Here is a 13,739-nt window from a genome sequence, read left to right on the forward strand (position 1 = left end):
AAATCCAAGTACAGTCGGCAGAATTACTTTGGCCATTCCGGCACTCCTTTCCAGGCACCCCGCGCGGGGTGCGGTGCGTGCCGCAGAGCACGATGCCCTGCGATCCCAACTGACATGGGGGTGCCCGGCTGACACAAAAACCACCCCTACCGTCACGAAGCGTCACAGGCCCGGGACCGCGCTGAAACATGCGTGCGCCTGCCTCACACAGCGTCAATCTGTGTTGCCGCGCGGTAAAGAAACCAGCGCAAAACGCCTCATACCGACGCGCGCACCGACAAAATACCGACGTTATACCGACGTGAAACCGACAAGACGCCGGCCCATAAAAAACAGGGGATGCGGGCACACGCCCGCCCCGGGGCCCCGGCCCCGCGCGGTGCCGTTGCGCGTACGGTGGCGCTGGGTTTCGGTTACTCCTGTTGCAGCCCGCGCAGGTATTCCAGCAGGTCCGCCACCGGCTGCGAGGTCAGCACCGGCTGCCCGGTCTCCGCCTTCAGGATCACATCCGTGCCCTCAAAAAACTCGCCGTAAACCGGCATGGGCGAGCCGTGGCTCACCAGCGGATCCCGCCCGTCGATACGCATCACGATCCGCGCCACAGGCAGCGTGCCGCCGTGCCGTTCGGTCAGCTTGGTCAGGTCCGGTGGCTGCAGCAGCAGCGCCGGTGCCAGCGGCCCGCCGCCCTGCGCCTCTTCGCCGTGGCAGGTTGCACAGTGCCGCGCATAAAGCTCGGCCCCGATCACCGCGTCCTGTGCCACGGCCGCCCCCGCCAACAGCGTTGCGGCGCTCAGAATAGCTGTAAAATTCTTCATAATCAGCTCCTTATGCTCTGTCACTCAGGGTGCCACAAAACCCGGGCCCGCGCTTTGATCCGGATCAACCGGCCGCCCGTGCAATGAAATCCGTGTGATGAATTCAACCGTGACTTGATTGCCGCGCGGGCTTTCGGCACTGATGGTTTATGCGTTTGTTTCTGTTTGCCTGTCTGATTGTTCTGACCGCCTGTGGCCGTCCCCTGACCGACACTGAAATTGCCTTCGCCCGCACCATTCACGGTGACGAACTGGATGTAGAGCGTGTGCGTCTGGTCGATGGCGCGCCGACCCGCGCGGTGACGTTCCGGCGTGCCGCCCGGCCCCGCACCACCTGCCGCGAGCGCCTTTTGCCGCCTATCACAGACGCGGTGGTGACCTCGAAACCGGCCGCAGTAGCTTTGTACAACCGCGTGCTTTTCGACCGGGACTGGTACCTTGATGACTACCTGCCCGACTACCCCGACCGCATCGGCCTTGTCGCCGCCATGCTGCTGGCTCACGAACTCACCCATGTCTGGCAGTGGCAGAACCGGCGCGAGACAGGGTACACCCCATTGCGCGCGGCCTTCGAGCACCGTGGCGCCAGTGATCCCTATCTCTTTGATCTGGAAACGAAAACCCGGTTCGAAGACTACGGTTATGAACAGCAGGGCACCATCGTCGAAGAATTTGTCTGCTGCCGGGCGCTCGATCCCGGCGCCCCCCGCACGGCGCGGCTGCACGCGCTGATTTCCCAGGCGATGCCTGTACAGGAACTTCCGCAGTCGCGGCCCTATGCGGTTGGCCTGCCCTGGGAAGGTGTGGAAATTAACGGCATCTGCAGCTGATCAGGGCACCTGCACCGACCGCAGCCAGGCCACAATCGCAGCCTGCGCACGCGGTGCCCTCGACATGCCCGGCAGACGCGCCCGACGGGTGTCTTCCATCGCAACCAGCGGGGTCATTGGCCGCCCGACCTGTTTTCCTGCAGCATAGGCATCTAGGATCGCCAGAACCTTGGCATCCGGAAAAACGCCCCCTGCATTCCGGGACAGAACAGTAAGATCCGCGGGCGTTTTGCTGAGCCCCCGCACGCCTGCACCGCCGCCGCCACGCGCATCGCCACCGTGGCAGATGGCGCAGTTTGATGCGAAAAGCGCAGCACCCTCACGTTCCAGATCTCTCTCCCCCGGCCCGCAGGCCGCCAGAGCCAGCGCTAGGCTCAGGACGGAAAAGGATACACGACCCAGCACGGGTACCTCCTGGAAATTTCTGCGGGACCTCAAACGGGCTTGCTGACGCCGCCACAGGAGGCCATGTTCTGATTAAAGTCAGGTTAAAGGATCCCCCCAATGGCCCAATACGCAATCATCATGACACTGGCCGGTGTGGGCATCCCGATGCTCGCGGCCCTGAACGCAGCACTGGGCCAGCGCATCGGGTCCCCGGCGGCAGCCGCGACCGTACTGTTCACCATCGCCTTTGTATCGTGCCTGGTGGTGATGATCTCAACCGGCCCGCAGGCCCTGGCCAAGGTGGCCCAGGCACCAAAACACCTGCTGCTCGCCGGTGTACTGATTGCTTTTTATGTCCTCAGCATCACCTGGATTGCACCGGTTTTCGGTGTCGGCAATGCCGTGTTCTTCGTGCTGCTGGGACAGCTGATCAGTGCCGCGGCGATCGACCACTTCGGGCTCTTCGGCGCACGCGTCGCCCCACTCGATCTGACGCGCGCTGCCGGTATCGCACTGATGGCCGCCGGGGTCTTTGTCACTCAGAAGGTTTAGGCCCCAGCGCCAGTTCTTCGATCCTGCGCCAGACACTGTCTGCAACGTCGACACGCTCAGCGGCCTCACGGTATTGTCCGGGCAACCGGCCATCGCCATCTGCGGACACAGCTGCGGCGAGCGCATCGAAACGGCCGCCAAACTCTGGCGAAACATCAGGGTCAAGCAGGATATAAAACTGCCCAAGATCATGGGGCGGTCCGTCAGGCGTCTTGAGCGGTTTTACGTTGCGGGACAACACGGACCCGGTCAGGCCCGCGGCCAGAACTTCGGCCATGACACCAAATCCCCAGCCTTTGTATCCGCCCATCGGAACCAGTGATCCCTGAAGAGCTTCTTCGGGGTCCGTGGTTGGCTGCCCCCGGGCATCCAGCGCCCAGCCTTCGGGAATGGACTTGCCGGTGGCCTTGGCCATCGTGATTTTGCCCAGGGCAACCGTGGTGGTCGACTGGTCAAACTGCATGGCCAGACCGCCTTCGCCGTCCGGTACGGAAAACGCGATCGGGTTGGTCCCGATAACGCGGTTGCGCCCGCCCGGCGGGGCCACAATCGGCGAGGCATTCGTGAACCCGATCCCGATCATGCCGGCCCGCGCAATCTGTTCGGTGAAATAGCCCAGCGAAGTACAGGTGTGCGCATGCGCGACGGCAAGGGTTGCCGTACCGAACTGGCGCGCAGCATCCAGAGCGGGTGTCAGGCCATGGGCGAAAGCCGGTTGCGCAAATCCATAGGCTGCGTCGACGTGAATGGCAGCGGGCCTCGGCGCTGTCACCACCGGTACCGCGGCGCCGTCCACGCGACCGGTCTGCAGCTGCAGACAGTAGCTTTCCACATAGTAGAGCCCGCAGATCCGGTTACCATGCGCTTCGGCCACGGCTACGGCGCGGGCGACCTCTGCGGCGGCAAAGGGCTCGGCACCATGGCGCCGCAGCGCCTCGGCTGTCACTTCCTCAATTCTGGCGACGTCAACTGATGGCATTGTCTTTCTCCCACAGGTGCGCAGATTGAGCGCAAGCCTGCGGAAACGTCAAGCACCGGGACCTCAGACAAGCAGTCCATTTTCCAGTCTGATCTGCCGGTCCATGCGTGCGGCCAGGTCCAGATTGTGTGTCGCAATCACAGCAGCAAGCCCCGTGTCCCGCACCAGTGTCATAAGGGCGTCAAACACCTGATCGGATGTGGCGGGGTCCAGGTTGCCCGTTGGTTCGTCTGCAAGCAACAATGCGGGGCCGTTGGCCAGTGCCCGGCAAAAGGCCACCCGCTGCTGTTCGCCCCCCGACAGGGCGGCAGGCCGGTGCGTGGCCCGCCCGGCAACACCGACAGTTTCCAGCAGGGTAAGAGCACGATCCCCGGCAGCCGCCTGACCCACGCCATTGGCAAGCTGCGGCAGGACGATGTTTTCCTGCGCGGTGAATTCGGGCAGCAGATGATGAAACTGGTAGATAAAACCAACATCTGCCCGGCGCACCGCCGTACGCCGCGCATCACCGCGCCCGGTCATCTCCTCGCCCGCGATGCGGACATGGCCTGCATCCGGTGTGTCCAGCAGCCCGGCGATATGCAGGAGCGTGGATTTCCCGGCACCGGATGGCGCGACGAGAGCCACCACCTCTCCGCGCTGCACGCACAGATCAACGCCGCGCAGCACTGTCACTTCACCCGGTTTACCGGCGCTGTAGGCCTTGGTAACCCCCTGCAGATCAAGCACCGGATCACTCATAACGCAGCGCCTCAACCGGGTTCAGACGGGCCGCGCGCCGCGCCGGAAAGAGCGTCACCACAAACGACAGTCCAAGGGAGAGTGCGACCGCTGAAAGCACGTCCGAGAGGTGCAGTTCCGCAGGCAGTGCGTAGATCCCCCGGATCGACGGGTCCCAGACCCCACCGCCCATCATCACATTCACAAACGAGAAAATCGGATCAATGTATATCGCGAAAAGGGACCCCAGAATGACGCCCATCAGCGTGCCCAGCACACCCGTTGCCGCCCCGCAGATAAAGAAAATGCGCATGACCGAGCCTTCTGTCAGCCCGATGGTGCGCAGGATGCCGATATCACGGCCCTTGTTTTTCACCAGCATAATGAGACCGGAGACGATGTTCATGGCGGCGATCAGCACGAGGATCGACAGGATAATGAACATCACGTTGTCCTCGACCTCCAGCGCGCGCAGAAATCCGCCCGAGGCGTCCCGCCAGGTCCAGACCTGCGCGCGGACACCGGCGGCCTCCAGCAGAGTCGGCGACAGGGCGCCCACGTTTTCCGGGTCTTCAACCATCACTTCAATTTCATCCGCCAGCCCCTCGCGATTGAAAAAGATCTGAGCTTCCTCAAACGGCAGATAGGCGCGCACCCGGTCGATATCGTACCGCCCGGCCGAGAAGATGTAGGTGACGTCATAGGCGTTGATGCGCGGCGACGTGCCGAAGGCCGTTTTGACTCCATCAGGTGAGATCAGCCGCACACGGTCGCCGATCCCCACGCCCAGTTCACGCGCCAGGCCGGAAGCCAACGCGATCCCGTCTTCAAAGGCATTGATATCGCCCAGCGACGCTTCGGCATCCGCAATGCCCGGCAGCGTGCGCAGATCATCGCCGCTGATGCCATAGAGGTCGATGCCGGCATTACTGCCCTGCCCGGCACCCATGACCTGCGCCCGGATCAGCGGGGCAGCGCGGGTGACACCCGGTACGTCGCGCAGGCGGTCGGCCAGCGCGTCATACTCGCGGATCGAACGGTCGATGCGGCCCGCCGCCGTGACCTCACCCAGCGAATAAACGGTCACATGGGCATTCGCGCCGAGAATGGTGCCCACAAACTCGGCACGGAACCCCGACCGCACTGCCAGCGTTGCGATCAGCGCAAAGACGGCGAGCGTGATGCCAATAAGGCTGATCCAGGTCATGGTGCTGACACCGCCCTCAGCGCGGCGCGCGCGCAGGTATCGCCAGGCGATCATCCATTCAAAGGCGGCAAAGGGGGCGGTACGTCGGGCCATGGGCTGTCCTGCAGGGCGTGTTGACGCGCAACGTGGGGCTTTGACCCCTGAGCGTCAAGCAGGCTTTGGGGCCGGATGCCGTCTGCGGGCAGGCAGCAGCCAAAGCATGCCGCGCAGCGCAAGCCAGGTGACGAAAAAACCCGTCAGCGCAAAAATGCCTGTTGCCGGTGTCAGCGGCAGTGACGGACGGAATGCAGACCATGCCCCCCGCGCCACTTCGCTGTCGGTCAGCCGGGTCGCATGGTAGGCGCGCATAAAGGGCCCATGACCGCTGAGCACTGCGAGGTCTGCGCGCAGCACCGCATGCCGCTCAAAAGTACGCTGCATATCCGTGCGCCGCGCCTCCACGAAGGCAGAACCGCTCATCTGTGCAAGCGCGTCGTCCCGGGAAAGACCCAGTGCGGCCGCGGACGCATCAAAGTCAGCCACCACCTGATCCAGCGCATCAACAGCGCCGCCAAGACGCTGCAGGTACTGCTGAGAAAACGCGGGGAACTGTGCGGCACCCAGCGCTCCGCTGAGGCTGACCGCGAAAATGGCTGCGCGAAGGATCATACCCTGCTCCTGCTCTCCCCCAGGAGGCATCGGCGGGATCATACCAGACCCCACCGGCTGGCGCAAAGGTCAGATGTAGGTGTGAAAGGCGCGCTGCGCCATCATCTCCACGTGCTCGCCGGGTTCTCTCGCGCCGCTGTAGATGGCGGCCACCTTTTTTACAGCCTCTTCGGGCGGCAGCTCTTCGCTCTCGCCGGTTCGGCGGCTGGTCAGTTCGACCACACCGTTCTTCAGGCCGCGGGGACCGACCGTAATCCGCCACGGCAGACCAATCAGGTCCATCGTTGCGAATTTGCCGCCTGCCCGCTCGTCACGGTCATCATAGAGCGGGTCAAGACCAAGCGCTTTCAGCGAGGCATAAAGCGCATCACAGGCGGCATCCGCTTCGGCATCGCCCTGTTTCAGGTTCACGATCCCGCAATGGAACGGTGTGACACCTTCAGGCCAGATGATGCCTTTGTCGTCATGGCTGGCCTCGATAATGGCGCCCAGCAGACGGCTGACGCCGATACCGTGGCTGCCCATGTGCACCGGCGTGGCTTTGCCGTCCGGCCCCTGGACCGTGGCCCCCATCGCTTCGGAATACTTGGTGCCGAAATAGAAGATCTGGCCGACCTCAATGCCCCGTGCGGTGCGGCGGCGTTCTTCGGGTATCGCATTGAACAGCGCTTCGTCGTGTGTCTCGTCGGTGCGCGCATATTTCGTGGTGAACTCTTCCATGATCGCAGCGCATTGCGCCACATCATCATAATCGATCGCACGGTCCCCGAACGTCAGGTCAGTCACAGCGCTGTCATAGAAAACCTCGCTCTCACCGGTTTCTGCCAAAACGAGGAACTCATGTGTGTCATCCCCTCCAATGGGTCCGCTGTCCGCGCGCATTGGGATCGCCTGCAGGCCCATCCGCTCGTAGGTGCGCAGATAGCTGACCAGATGGCGGTTATAGGCGTGCAGCGCATCTTCTTTGGTCAGGTCAAAGTTGTATCCGTCCTTCATGAAGAATTCGCGGCCCCGCATCACGCCAAAACGCGGGCGCATTTCGTCGCGGAATTTCCACTGAATGTGGTAGAGCGTGAGCGGCAGGTCCTTGTAGCTACCCACGTGACTGCGGAAGATGTCTGTGATCATCTCCTCATTGGTGGGGCCATAGAGCATGTCACGGTCCTGACGGTCGCGGATGCGCAGCATTTCGGGTCCATAGGCATCATAGCGCCCGCTCTCGCGCCACAGATCGGCAGGCTGCAGCGTCGGCATCAGCATCGGGATGTGGCCGGCACGCTGCTGTTCTTCATGCACGATGTTTTCGATCCGGCGCAGAACCCGGAACCCCAGCGGAAGCCACGAATAGATACCCGCAGCATTCTGTTTGATCATGCCGGCACGCAGCATCAGGCGATGGCTGACGATCTGCGCCTCAGCAGGGTTTTCGCGCAGTACGGGCAGAAAGTAGCGGGTCAGGCGCATGGAACCGGGTCCTCTGGTCAGTTTTTCTCTGCCCCTGACTATGCCAATCAGCACGGCCCCGCAATCAGGCAATCTGCGTGGATGCCAGCGGTTTTTCGCGCCCTGCTCTTGAAGTACCGGCGTGGTTGGGCAATGTGGAGCCTTGTACAGACCGGAGACTGGAATGGCCCTGCCCGCAAGAGAACAGGTGTTATGGTGGAGCGCTGCCGCAGCGGTGTTTTTCATCCTGCTCTGGTATCTGGGCCACGTGCTGCTGCCCTTTGTGCTGGGCGGCGCGATTGCCTACTTCCTCGATCCGGTCGCTGACCGTCTGGAACGTATCGGCCTGAGCCGGGTGGCCGCAACAGCGGTGATCACCATTGCCGGTGTTCTGACGTTTGTGGTGATGGCCCTGCTCATCATCCCGACCCTGGTCGGCCAGGCGCTGCAGCTTTTTGAAGTTGCTCCGGAATTTGCGCGCACCCTGACAAGCTGGCTGACGGAACGCTTTCCGACCCTGCTGGACGAAGGCTCCACGGTGCGCCAGTCGATCAACAGCCTTGGCGCCACAATAGAAAGCCGTGGCGCACAATTGCTGGAAACAGCACTGACCTCAGCCGCCTCGCTGCTGAACATCATTGTCCTGCTGGTGGTCGTTCCCGTCGTTTCTGTGTACCTGCTGCTCGACTGGGACCGTATGGTGGCGCGCATAGACCAACTGCTGCCACGCGACCACGCCCCGGTCATCCGCCGCCTGGCCAGCGATATCGACAACACGCTGGCTGCATTCATCCGCGGAATGGGCACCGTTTGCCTCATCCTTGGCACGTACTACGCCGTGGCGCTGATGCTTGTCGGTCTGCAGTTCGGACTTGTCGTGGGCTTTGTCGCGGGGCTGGTGACCTTTATCCCCTACCTCGGCGCGCTGATTGGCGGCGCCCTGGCGATTGGCCTTGCGCTGTTCCAGTTCTGGGGCGACTGGGTCAGCATCGGGCTGGTTGGCGGAATTTTCGTGATCGGTCAGGTGATCGAAGGCAACGTGCTGACCCCGAAACTGGTGGGCAGCTCGGTTGGCCTGCATCCGGTCTGGCTGATCTTTGCGCTTTCGGTTTTTGGTGCGCTGTTCGGCTTTGTGGGCATGCTGGTTGCGGTTCCCGTGGCGGCAGCTCTGGGGGTCATCACCCGTTTCGGCGTGGAACAATACCAGAATTCCATGCTGTACCGTGGCCGCGCAGGACGGGACGACAGCTGACATGGCCGAACAGCTCGGATTTGACCTGCCCGGTGTGCCGGCGCTGGGACGCGCAGATTTTCTGGTCGCCCCCTCGAACGCAGTCGCTATTGCAATGATTGAAAGATGGCAGTCGTGGTCCGGCCGCAAGCTGTTGCTGTCCGGCCCCGAAGGCGCGGGCAAAACGCACCTGACGCAGGTCTGGGCGGGTCTGTCAGGCGCGCAGGTTATCGATGCGTCCGGTCTGGAAAACGCCGATGTCCCGGCTCTTGCAGCGGGTCACGTGGCAGTCGAGGATGTGCACAGTATCGCGGGCGATCCGGCCGCGCAGACAGCACTTTTTCACCTGCACAACATGGTTCTGGCCGAAGGTAATGCACTGCTCCTCACCGGTCAGGGCGCGCCAGCGCACTGGGGTATCGCGCTGCCGGACCTCGCCAGCCGGCTGACCGGCACGCCAACGGCGATGTTGGAACCACCGGATGATGCGCTGCTGGCAGCGATCCTGGCCAAACTCTTTTCGGACCGGCAACTCACCCCGAAACCTGATCTGATTGCCTATCTTGTGCGGCGCATCGACCGGTCCTTTGCCAGCGCCCGCGATATCGTCGCGGCCCTGGACGCCGCTTCGCTCGCCCGCAAACGCGCCATTTCGCGCAGTCTTGCGGCAACGTTACTCGACAAAGGTGGTCCCTCAGACTGAAACCTGTCACTGTGACGTTACACAATTTTCGCACACAGACTGTATGACCCACGCCGATTTCCTGTCCGCTGACTTTCCCGAGCCCACAGCTTTTCCTGATCTTGATCCGGAGGGGCCCGCGCGGTTCTTTAACCGTGAGCTGAGCTGGCTGGGTTTCAACTGGCGCGTTGTCGAAGAGGCAGAAAACACGCGCGTGCCACTGCTGGAACGTCTTCGGTTCCTGTCGATCTCTGCCAACAATCTCGACGAATTTTATACCGTGCGTGTCGCCGGTCTGCGCGAGCTGGCACATGCCGGAAACACCACGCCCGGGTCTGACGGCCTTACGCCAGCCGAACAGCTTGTCCTCATCGATCAGAATGCCCGCAGCCTGATGGAGACGCAGCAGAAAGTTCTGCTGAAACTTCTGGCCGAGATGGAAGCAAAGAACATCTCTGTCCTGCGCAGCAGTGATCTGACTGAGGCCGACCGGACTTACCTCGAAGAGGTATTCCTGACCCAGGTTTTTGCGGTTCTGTCGCCGCTGGCGATTGACCCCGCGCATCCCTTCCCGTTCATCCCCAACACCGGCTATGCCCTGGCGCTGCAGCTGGAACGGAAATCAGACAAACGACCGCTCCAGGCCCTGCTGCCGATCCCGGCACAGATTGACCGGTTCATTGCCCTGCCGGCGCCGGACGGACACAACCGTTTCCTGCCGCTCGAAGAACTGCTTGTGATGAACGTGCAGGGACTTTTCCCCGGATACCGCCTGAAGGCGCATTTCGAATTCCGCGTGCTGCGCGACAGCGACCTTGAGGTTGAGGAAGAAGCCGAAGATCTCGTCCGGGAATTTGAGGTCGCCCTGAAACGCCGCCGGCGTGGCGAGGTCGTCCGGCTGACACACTCCGCGGGGGCACCGGAAAAGCTCAAATCGGTCATCATGGAAGAGCTCGGCGTGGGCGCCGAGGAAGTCATCGAAATTGATGGGATGATCGGCTCTGCGGACCTCAGCGAACTGGTGCTCGACAGCCGCCCGGACCTGCTCTGGCCCAGCTTTACGCCCCGGGTGCCCGAAAGGGTCACTGATTTTGACGGCGACATGCTGGCCGCGATCCGCAACAAGGACATGCTGCTGCACCACCCTTATGAGACCTTTGATATGGTCGTCCGCTTTCTGCAGCAGGCAGCGCGTGACCCGAAGGTCGTGGCAATCAAACAGACGCTCTACCGGACATCGCGGGACAGTCCCATCGTTGAGGCGCTCTGTGAAGCTGCCGAAGAAGGAAAATCAGTCACCGCGCTTGTGGAGCTTAAAGCCCGCTTTGACGAGGCCGCGAATATCCGCCAGTCCCGCCGCCTGGAACGCGCAGGCGCGCATGTGGTTTACGGGTTTCTGGACCTCAAGACACACGCCAAAATCTCAACCGTTGTCCGCCGCGAAGGCAATCAGCTGGTCACCTACACGCACTACGGGACGGGCAATTATCACCCGATCACAGCTCGCGTTTACACCGATCTGTCCTTTTTCACCTGCGACGCGCGCCTCGGGCGGGATGCGACAAAGGTCTTCAACTATCTGTCGGGTTACGCGCAGCCGGAGAAGCTGGACAACCTTGCGATCTCGCCGATGTCCCTCAAAACAAGACTGCTGGAACTGATTGAGGCCGAAGCCGGGCACGCGCGCGCCGGCAAACCGGCTGTGATCTGGGCCAAGATGAATTCGCTCATCGACAGTGAGGTCATTGACGCGCTCTATGCCGCCAGCCAGGCGGGTGTGAAGATCAGCCTCGTAATCCGCGGGATCTGCGGCCTGCGTCCGGGTATCCGTGGCCTGAGCGACAATATCCGCGTCAAATCCATCGTCGGCCGGTTTCTGGAACATTCCCGCATTGTCTGCTTTGGAAACGGTGCGGGCCTTCCCCACAAAAAGGCCCGCGTGTTCATCTCTTCAGCGGACTGGATGGGCCGCAATCTCAACCGGCGTGTCGAAACGCTGGTCGAGATCGACAACGCCACTGTCAAAGCGCAGATCGTGGGCCAGATCATGGCCGCAAACCTCGCAGACGTGGCTCAGAGCTGGGTCATGAACCCCGATGGCACCTTTGTGAGACCGCCCCTGCCCGAAGGCATATTTGCTTTCAACTGCCACCGCTTCTTTATGGAAAATCCATCCCTCTCGGGGCGCGGATCGGCCGGCGCTTCGGATGTGCCCAAACTCACCCACACTGAAGACTGACAGCTTTTTACCATGCTGCCCCCTGCCGCATTGACCCGCAGCATGATTTTGCACAGGGTGGCGGCGAAGCTGCGGACATTTTATGAATCAGCACCCTGACACACCCGCCCCCGTCGCGCAGGACGCGTCAGACCCGGATGCCGGGCTGTTTGGACGCCCTCTTTTCGAGGACCCCAGCGCACGAGCGCTGTCACGTGTGGGCGTGGTCGATGTGGGATCAAACTCAGTCCGGCTTGTTGTTTTTGACGGCGCGGCCAGATCACCTGCCTATTTTTACAACGAAAAAATCATGTGTGCGCTGGGTGCCGGTCTGTCTGAATCGGGTATTCTGAACCCGCAGGGCCGCGTGCGCGCCCTGAACGCGCTGCGTCGTTTTCAGCATCTTGCGCAGGGCATGGGCCTGCCCACCCTGACCGTCGTGGCCACAGCTGCGGTGCGCGACGCCAGCGACGGGCAGGATTTCTGCGATGAGGTAAAACGCGAAACCGGACTGCGTATCTGGGTGATTGATGGCGACGAAGAAGCGCGCCTCTCCGCTCAGGGCGTTCTGCTTGGCTGGCCTGGCTCTTATGGTCTGGTATGCGACATTGGTGGCTCTTCGATGGAGCTGGCCGAGATCAGTGGCGGGCGCGTTGGCAAGCGGATGACATCCTCGCTCGGCCCCCTGAAGCTGCGCGATGTGCCGGGCGGCAAAAAGGGCCGCGACAGGCATATCCGCGAAACGCTTGAAACGATGCGCGATGTCATGGGTGATCAGCGCGACCGTCTGTTTCTGGTGGGCGGCTCCTGGCGGGCCATCGCCCGGATCGACATGCATCGCCGGGGCTATCCGCTGCACGTGCTTCACGAATACCGGATGACGGCGCGCAGCGTGACGGCCACCGTGAAATACATCCAGGCTGCTGATCTGTCGGAACTGCGTGCCGCCTGCGGCATCTCTTCGGCGCGGATGAGCCTTGTCCCGCTTGCAGCGGAAGTTCTCAAGCGCCTTGTCCGGGTGTTCAGCCCCAAGGACATTGCGATCTCCAGCTACGGGATCCGCGAAGGTATGCTTTATGAACAGATGCCTCAGCGTCTGCGCGACCGGGACCCGCTGATCGAAGCCTGCAGGTTCGCCGAGGCCAAGGATGCCCGGATGCCCGGCTTCGGCAAACTGCTCTATGCGTTTATTCACCCGCTGTTCCGCAAGGTCCCCGAACCCCGCCGACGCCTGATCAAAGCAGCCTGTCTGCTGCATGATGTGAGCTGGCGTGCGCACCCCGACTACCGGGCAGAAACCTGTTTTGACAATGCGACCCGGGCCAACCTTGGGGGGCTGAAGCACTCCGAACGCGTTTTCCTCGGGCTTGCCCTGCTGCACCGGTACTCGAACAAACGTGAAGGCACCCGGTTTGAAAACCTCTACGAGCTGATTGATGAAAAGACCCGGCTCGATGCGGAAATACTGGGCAAAGCGATGCGCTTCGGCGCGATGCTCTGGATGACCCAGGACGCCGAACGCGGAACGCTCAAATGGTACCCCAAAAAACGTTTGCTGGAACTGCGGCTGACCAGGGATATGGTGCCGCTCTTCGGTGAAGTGGCCGAAGCCCGCCTGATGTCGCTTGCAGCCTCGCTGCAGGCATCGGTCGAAATCAAACGAAAGCGTTAAAGGTCAATCGCGGGCGGCATGGTTTCATCCGCTTCCGGGTCTGCCGGATCAGGCGCTGACGGTTTACGGCGGATGATGATGTCACCATTGTCCAGAATTTCCGGCGGCTCATAAGCCGACCAGTCACCGATCTGCTGCATCAGCTCAGCAAGTGCCGGGCCCATCTGCTCAACAAAGTCCGCCATACCTTCGAGCGCGGGCTCCGCCTCCAGCAACAGACCTTCCAGAAACTGCTGGATCCCCCGCTCCATCAGCGACGGTGGTTCCTGCTCCTGCGCGGCCAGGGGCGAGGTCAGCAAAACCGCAGCAAGGAATGTGCAAAACGAAAGTTTCATGACGCAAGCATACAGTATCC

14 protein-coding genes are annotated in these 13,739 nt (G+C 62.0%); 6 read left to right on the top strand and 8 right to left on the bottom strand.

The window, feature by feature from the left end; translation table 11 throughout:
- Positions 1–413 precede the first annotated feature (413 nt).
- Positions 414–815 (bottom strand): c-type cytochrome, encoded by a 402-nt coding sequence (locus tag AB4K19_RS11030; RefSeq protein ID WP_375228419.1) that lies wholly within the window; start codon positions 813–815, stop codon positions 414–416.
- Between the two features lie 149 nt (positions 816–964).
- On the opposite strand from AB4K19_RS11030, the gene AB4K19_RS11035 reads away from it, so the two are divergent.
- On the top strand, positions 965–1,645 hold the full coding sequence (locus AB4K19_RS11035; RefSeq protein ID WP_436397577.1) for a hypothetical protein: 681 nt from the start codon (positions 965–967) through the stop codon (positions 1,643–1,645).
- Here AB4K19_RS11035 and AB4K19_RS11040 read toward each other — a convergent pair whose 3' ends face one another.
- The gene (locus AB4K19_RS11040; protein ID WP_375228420.1) at positions 1,646–2,050 is read right to left on the bottom strand and encodes a c-type cytochrome; all 405 of its coding nucleotides are present in this window, start codon (positions 2,048–2,050) and stop codon (positions 1,646–1,648) included.
- A 99-nt stretch (positions 2,051–2,149) separates the two neighbouring features.
- Here AB4K19_RS11040 and AB4K19_RS11045 point away from each other — a divergent pair, with 99 nt between their 5' ends.
- Complete coding sequence (locus AB4K19_RS11045) at positions 2,150–2,584, top strand: DMT family transporter (protein WP_375228421.1); 435 nt, start codon at positions 2,150–2,152, stop codon at positions 2,582–2,584.
- Here AB4K19_RS11045 and AB4K19_RS11050 read toward each other — a convergent pair.
- The 5 genes from AB4K19_RS11050 to proS all read right to left on the bottom strand — a co-directional run bounded on the left by AB4K19_RS11050 (position 2,568) and on the right by proS (position 7,602).
- Positions 2,568–3,563 carry an Ldh family oxidoreductase gene (locus AB4K19_RS11050; protein WP_375228422.1) on the bottom strand — a complete coding sequence of 332 codons (996 nt, stop codon included), beginning with the start codon at positions 3,561–3,563 and terminating at the stop codon, positions 2,568–2,570. The genes AB4K19_RS11045 and AB4K19_RS11050 overlap by 17 nt on opposite strands.
- Before the next feature lie 63 nt (positions 3,564–3,626).
- Positions 3,627–4,304: an ABC transporter ATP-binding protein gene (locus AB4K19_RS11055; protein ID WP_375228423.1), complete on the bottom strand. Its 678-nt coding sequence runs from the start codon at positions 4,302–4,304 to the stop codon at positions 3,627–3,629.
- A complete protein-coding gene (locus AB4K19_RS11060; protein ID WP_375228424.1) occupies positions 4,297–5,583 on the bottom strand; it encodes a lipoprotein-releasing ABC transporter permease subunit in 1,287 nt (428 codons plus the stop codon). The genes AB4K19_RS11055 and AB4K19_RS11060 overlap by 8 nt, the downstream gene beginning before the upstream one ends.
- 54 nt (positions 5,584–5,637) lie before the next feature.
- Positions 5,638–6,138 carry a DUF2937 family protein gene (locus AB4K19_RS11065; RefSeq protein WP_375228425.1) on the bottom strand — a complete coding sequence of 167 codons (501 nt, stop codon included), beginning with the start codon at positions 6,136–6,138 and terminating at the stop codon, positions 5,638–5,640.
- A gap of 69 nt (positions 6,139–6,207) precedes the next feature.
- Positions 6,208–7,602 carry a proline--tRNA ligase gene (gene proS, locus AB4K19_RS11070; RefSeq protein WP_436397579.1) on the bottom strand — a complete coding sequence of 465 codons (1,395 nt, stop codon included), beginning with the start codon at positions 7,600–7,602 and terminating at the stop codon, positions 6,208–6,210.
- A gap of 163 nt (positions 7,603–7,765) precedes the next feature.
- On the opposite strand from proS, the gene AB4K19_RS11075 reads away from it, so the two are divergent.
- The 4 genes from AB4K19_RS11075 to AB4K19_RS11090 all read left to right on the top strand — a co-directional run bounded on the left by AB4K19_RS11075 (position 7,766) and on the right by AB4K19_RS11090 (position 13,384).
- On the top strand, positions 7,766–8,833 hold the full coding sequence (locus AB4K19_RS11075; protein ID WP_375228427.1) for an AI-2E family transporter: 1,068 nt from the start codon (positions 7,766–7,768) through the stop codon (positions 8,831–8,833).
- 1 nt (position 8,834) lies between these two features.
- Positions 8,835–9,515: a chromosomal replication initiator DnaA gene (locus AB4K19_RS11080; protein ID WP_375228428.1), complete on the top strand. Its 681-nt coding sequence runs from the start codon at positions 8,835–8,837 to the stop codon at positions 9,513–9,515.
- 43 nt (positions 9,516–9,558) lie between these two features.
- Complete coding sequence (locus AB4K19_RS11085) at positions 9,559–11,733, top strand: RNA degradosome polyphosphate kinase (RefSeq protein ID WP_436397580.1); 2,175 nt, start codon at positions 9,559–9,561, stop codon at positions 11,731–11,733.
- Positions 11,734–11,815: 82 nt separating this feature from the next.
- A complete protein-coding gene (locus tag AB4K19_RS11090; protein WP_436397581.1) occupies positions 11,816–13,384 on the top strand; it encodes a Ppx/GppA family phosphatase in 1,569 nt (522 codons plus the stop codon).
- On the opposite strand, the gene AB4K19_RS11095 is transcribed toward AB4K19_RS11090, so the two are convergent.
- Positions 13,381–13,719: a hypothetical protein gene (locus tag AB4K19_RS11095; RefSeq protein WP_375228429.1), complete on the bottom strand. Its 339-nt coding sequence runs from the start codon at positions 13,717–13,719 to the stop codon at positions 13,381–13,383. The two genes, AB4K19_RS11090 and AB4K19_RS11095, sit on opposite strands and share 4 nt — an antisense overlap.
- Positions 13,720–13,739 lie beyond the last annotated feature (20 nt).

This window comes from Roseobacter phycocola (genome assembly GCF_042055075.2).
GTDB lineage: Bacteria > Pseudomonadota > Alphaproteobacteria > Rhodobacterales > Rhodobacteraceae > Roseobacter.

Excerpts from the sequence above, each read along its gene's own strand:
- AB4K19_RS11030 (WP_375228419.1), bottom strand. The coding sequence starts at position 815 with ATGAAGAATTTTACAGCTATTCTGAGCGCCGCAACGCTGTTGGCGGGG.
- AB4K19_RS11035 (WP_436397577.1), top strand. The coding sequence starts at position 965 with ATGCGTTTGTTTCTGTTTGCCTGTCTGATTGTTCTGACCGCCTGTGGC.
- AB4K19_RS11045 (WP_375228421.1), top strand. The coding sequence starts at position 2,150 with ATGGCCCAATACGCAATCATCATGACACTGGCCGGTGTGGGCATCCCG.
- AB4K19_RS11050 (WP_375228422.1), bottom strand. The coding sequence starts at position 3,563 with ATGCCATCAGTTGACGTCGCCAGAATTGAGGAAGTGACAGCCGAGGCG.
- AB4K19_RS11055 (WP_375228423.1), bottom strand. The coding sequence starts at position 4,304 with ATGAGTGATCCGGTGCTTGATCTGCAGGGGGTTACCAAGGCCTACAGC.
- AB4K19_RS11060 (WP_375228424.1), bottom strand. The coding sequence starts at position 5,583 with ATGGCCCGACGTACCGCCCCCTTTGCCGCCTTTGAATGGATGATCGCC.
- AB4K19_RS11065 (WP_375228425.1), bottom strand. The coding sequence starts at position 6,138 with ATGATCCTTCGCGCAGCCATTTTCGCGGTCAGCCTCAGCGGAGCGCTG.
- proS (WP_436397579.1), bottom strand. The coding sequence starts at position 7,602 with ATGCGCCTGACCCGCTACTTTCTGCCCGTACTGCGCGAAAACCCTGCT.
- AB4K19_RS11075 (WP_375228427.1), top strand. The coding sequence starts at position 7,766 with ATGGCCCTGCCCGCAAGAGAACAGGTGTTATGGTGGAGCGCTGCCGCA.
- AB4K19_RS11080 (WP_375228428.1), top strand. The coding sequence starts at position 8,835 with ATGGCCGAACAGCTCGGATTTGACCTGCCCGGTGTGCCGGCGCTGGGA.
- AB4K19_RS11085 (WP_436397580.1), top strand. The coding sequence starts at position 9,559 with ATGACCCACGCCGATTTCCTGTCCGCTGACTTTCCCGAGCCCACAGCT.
- AB4K19_RS11090 (WP_436397581.1), top strand. The coding sequence starts at position 11,816 with ATGAATCAGCACCCTGACACACCCGCCCCCGTCGCGCAGGACGCGTCA.
- AB4K19_RS11095 (WP_375228429.1), bottom strand. The coding sequence starts at position 13,719 with ATGAAACTTTCGTTTTGCACATTCCTTGCTGCGGTTTTGCTGACCTCG.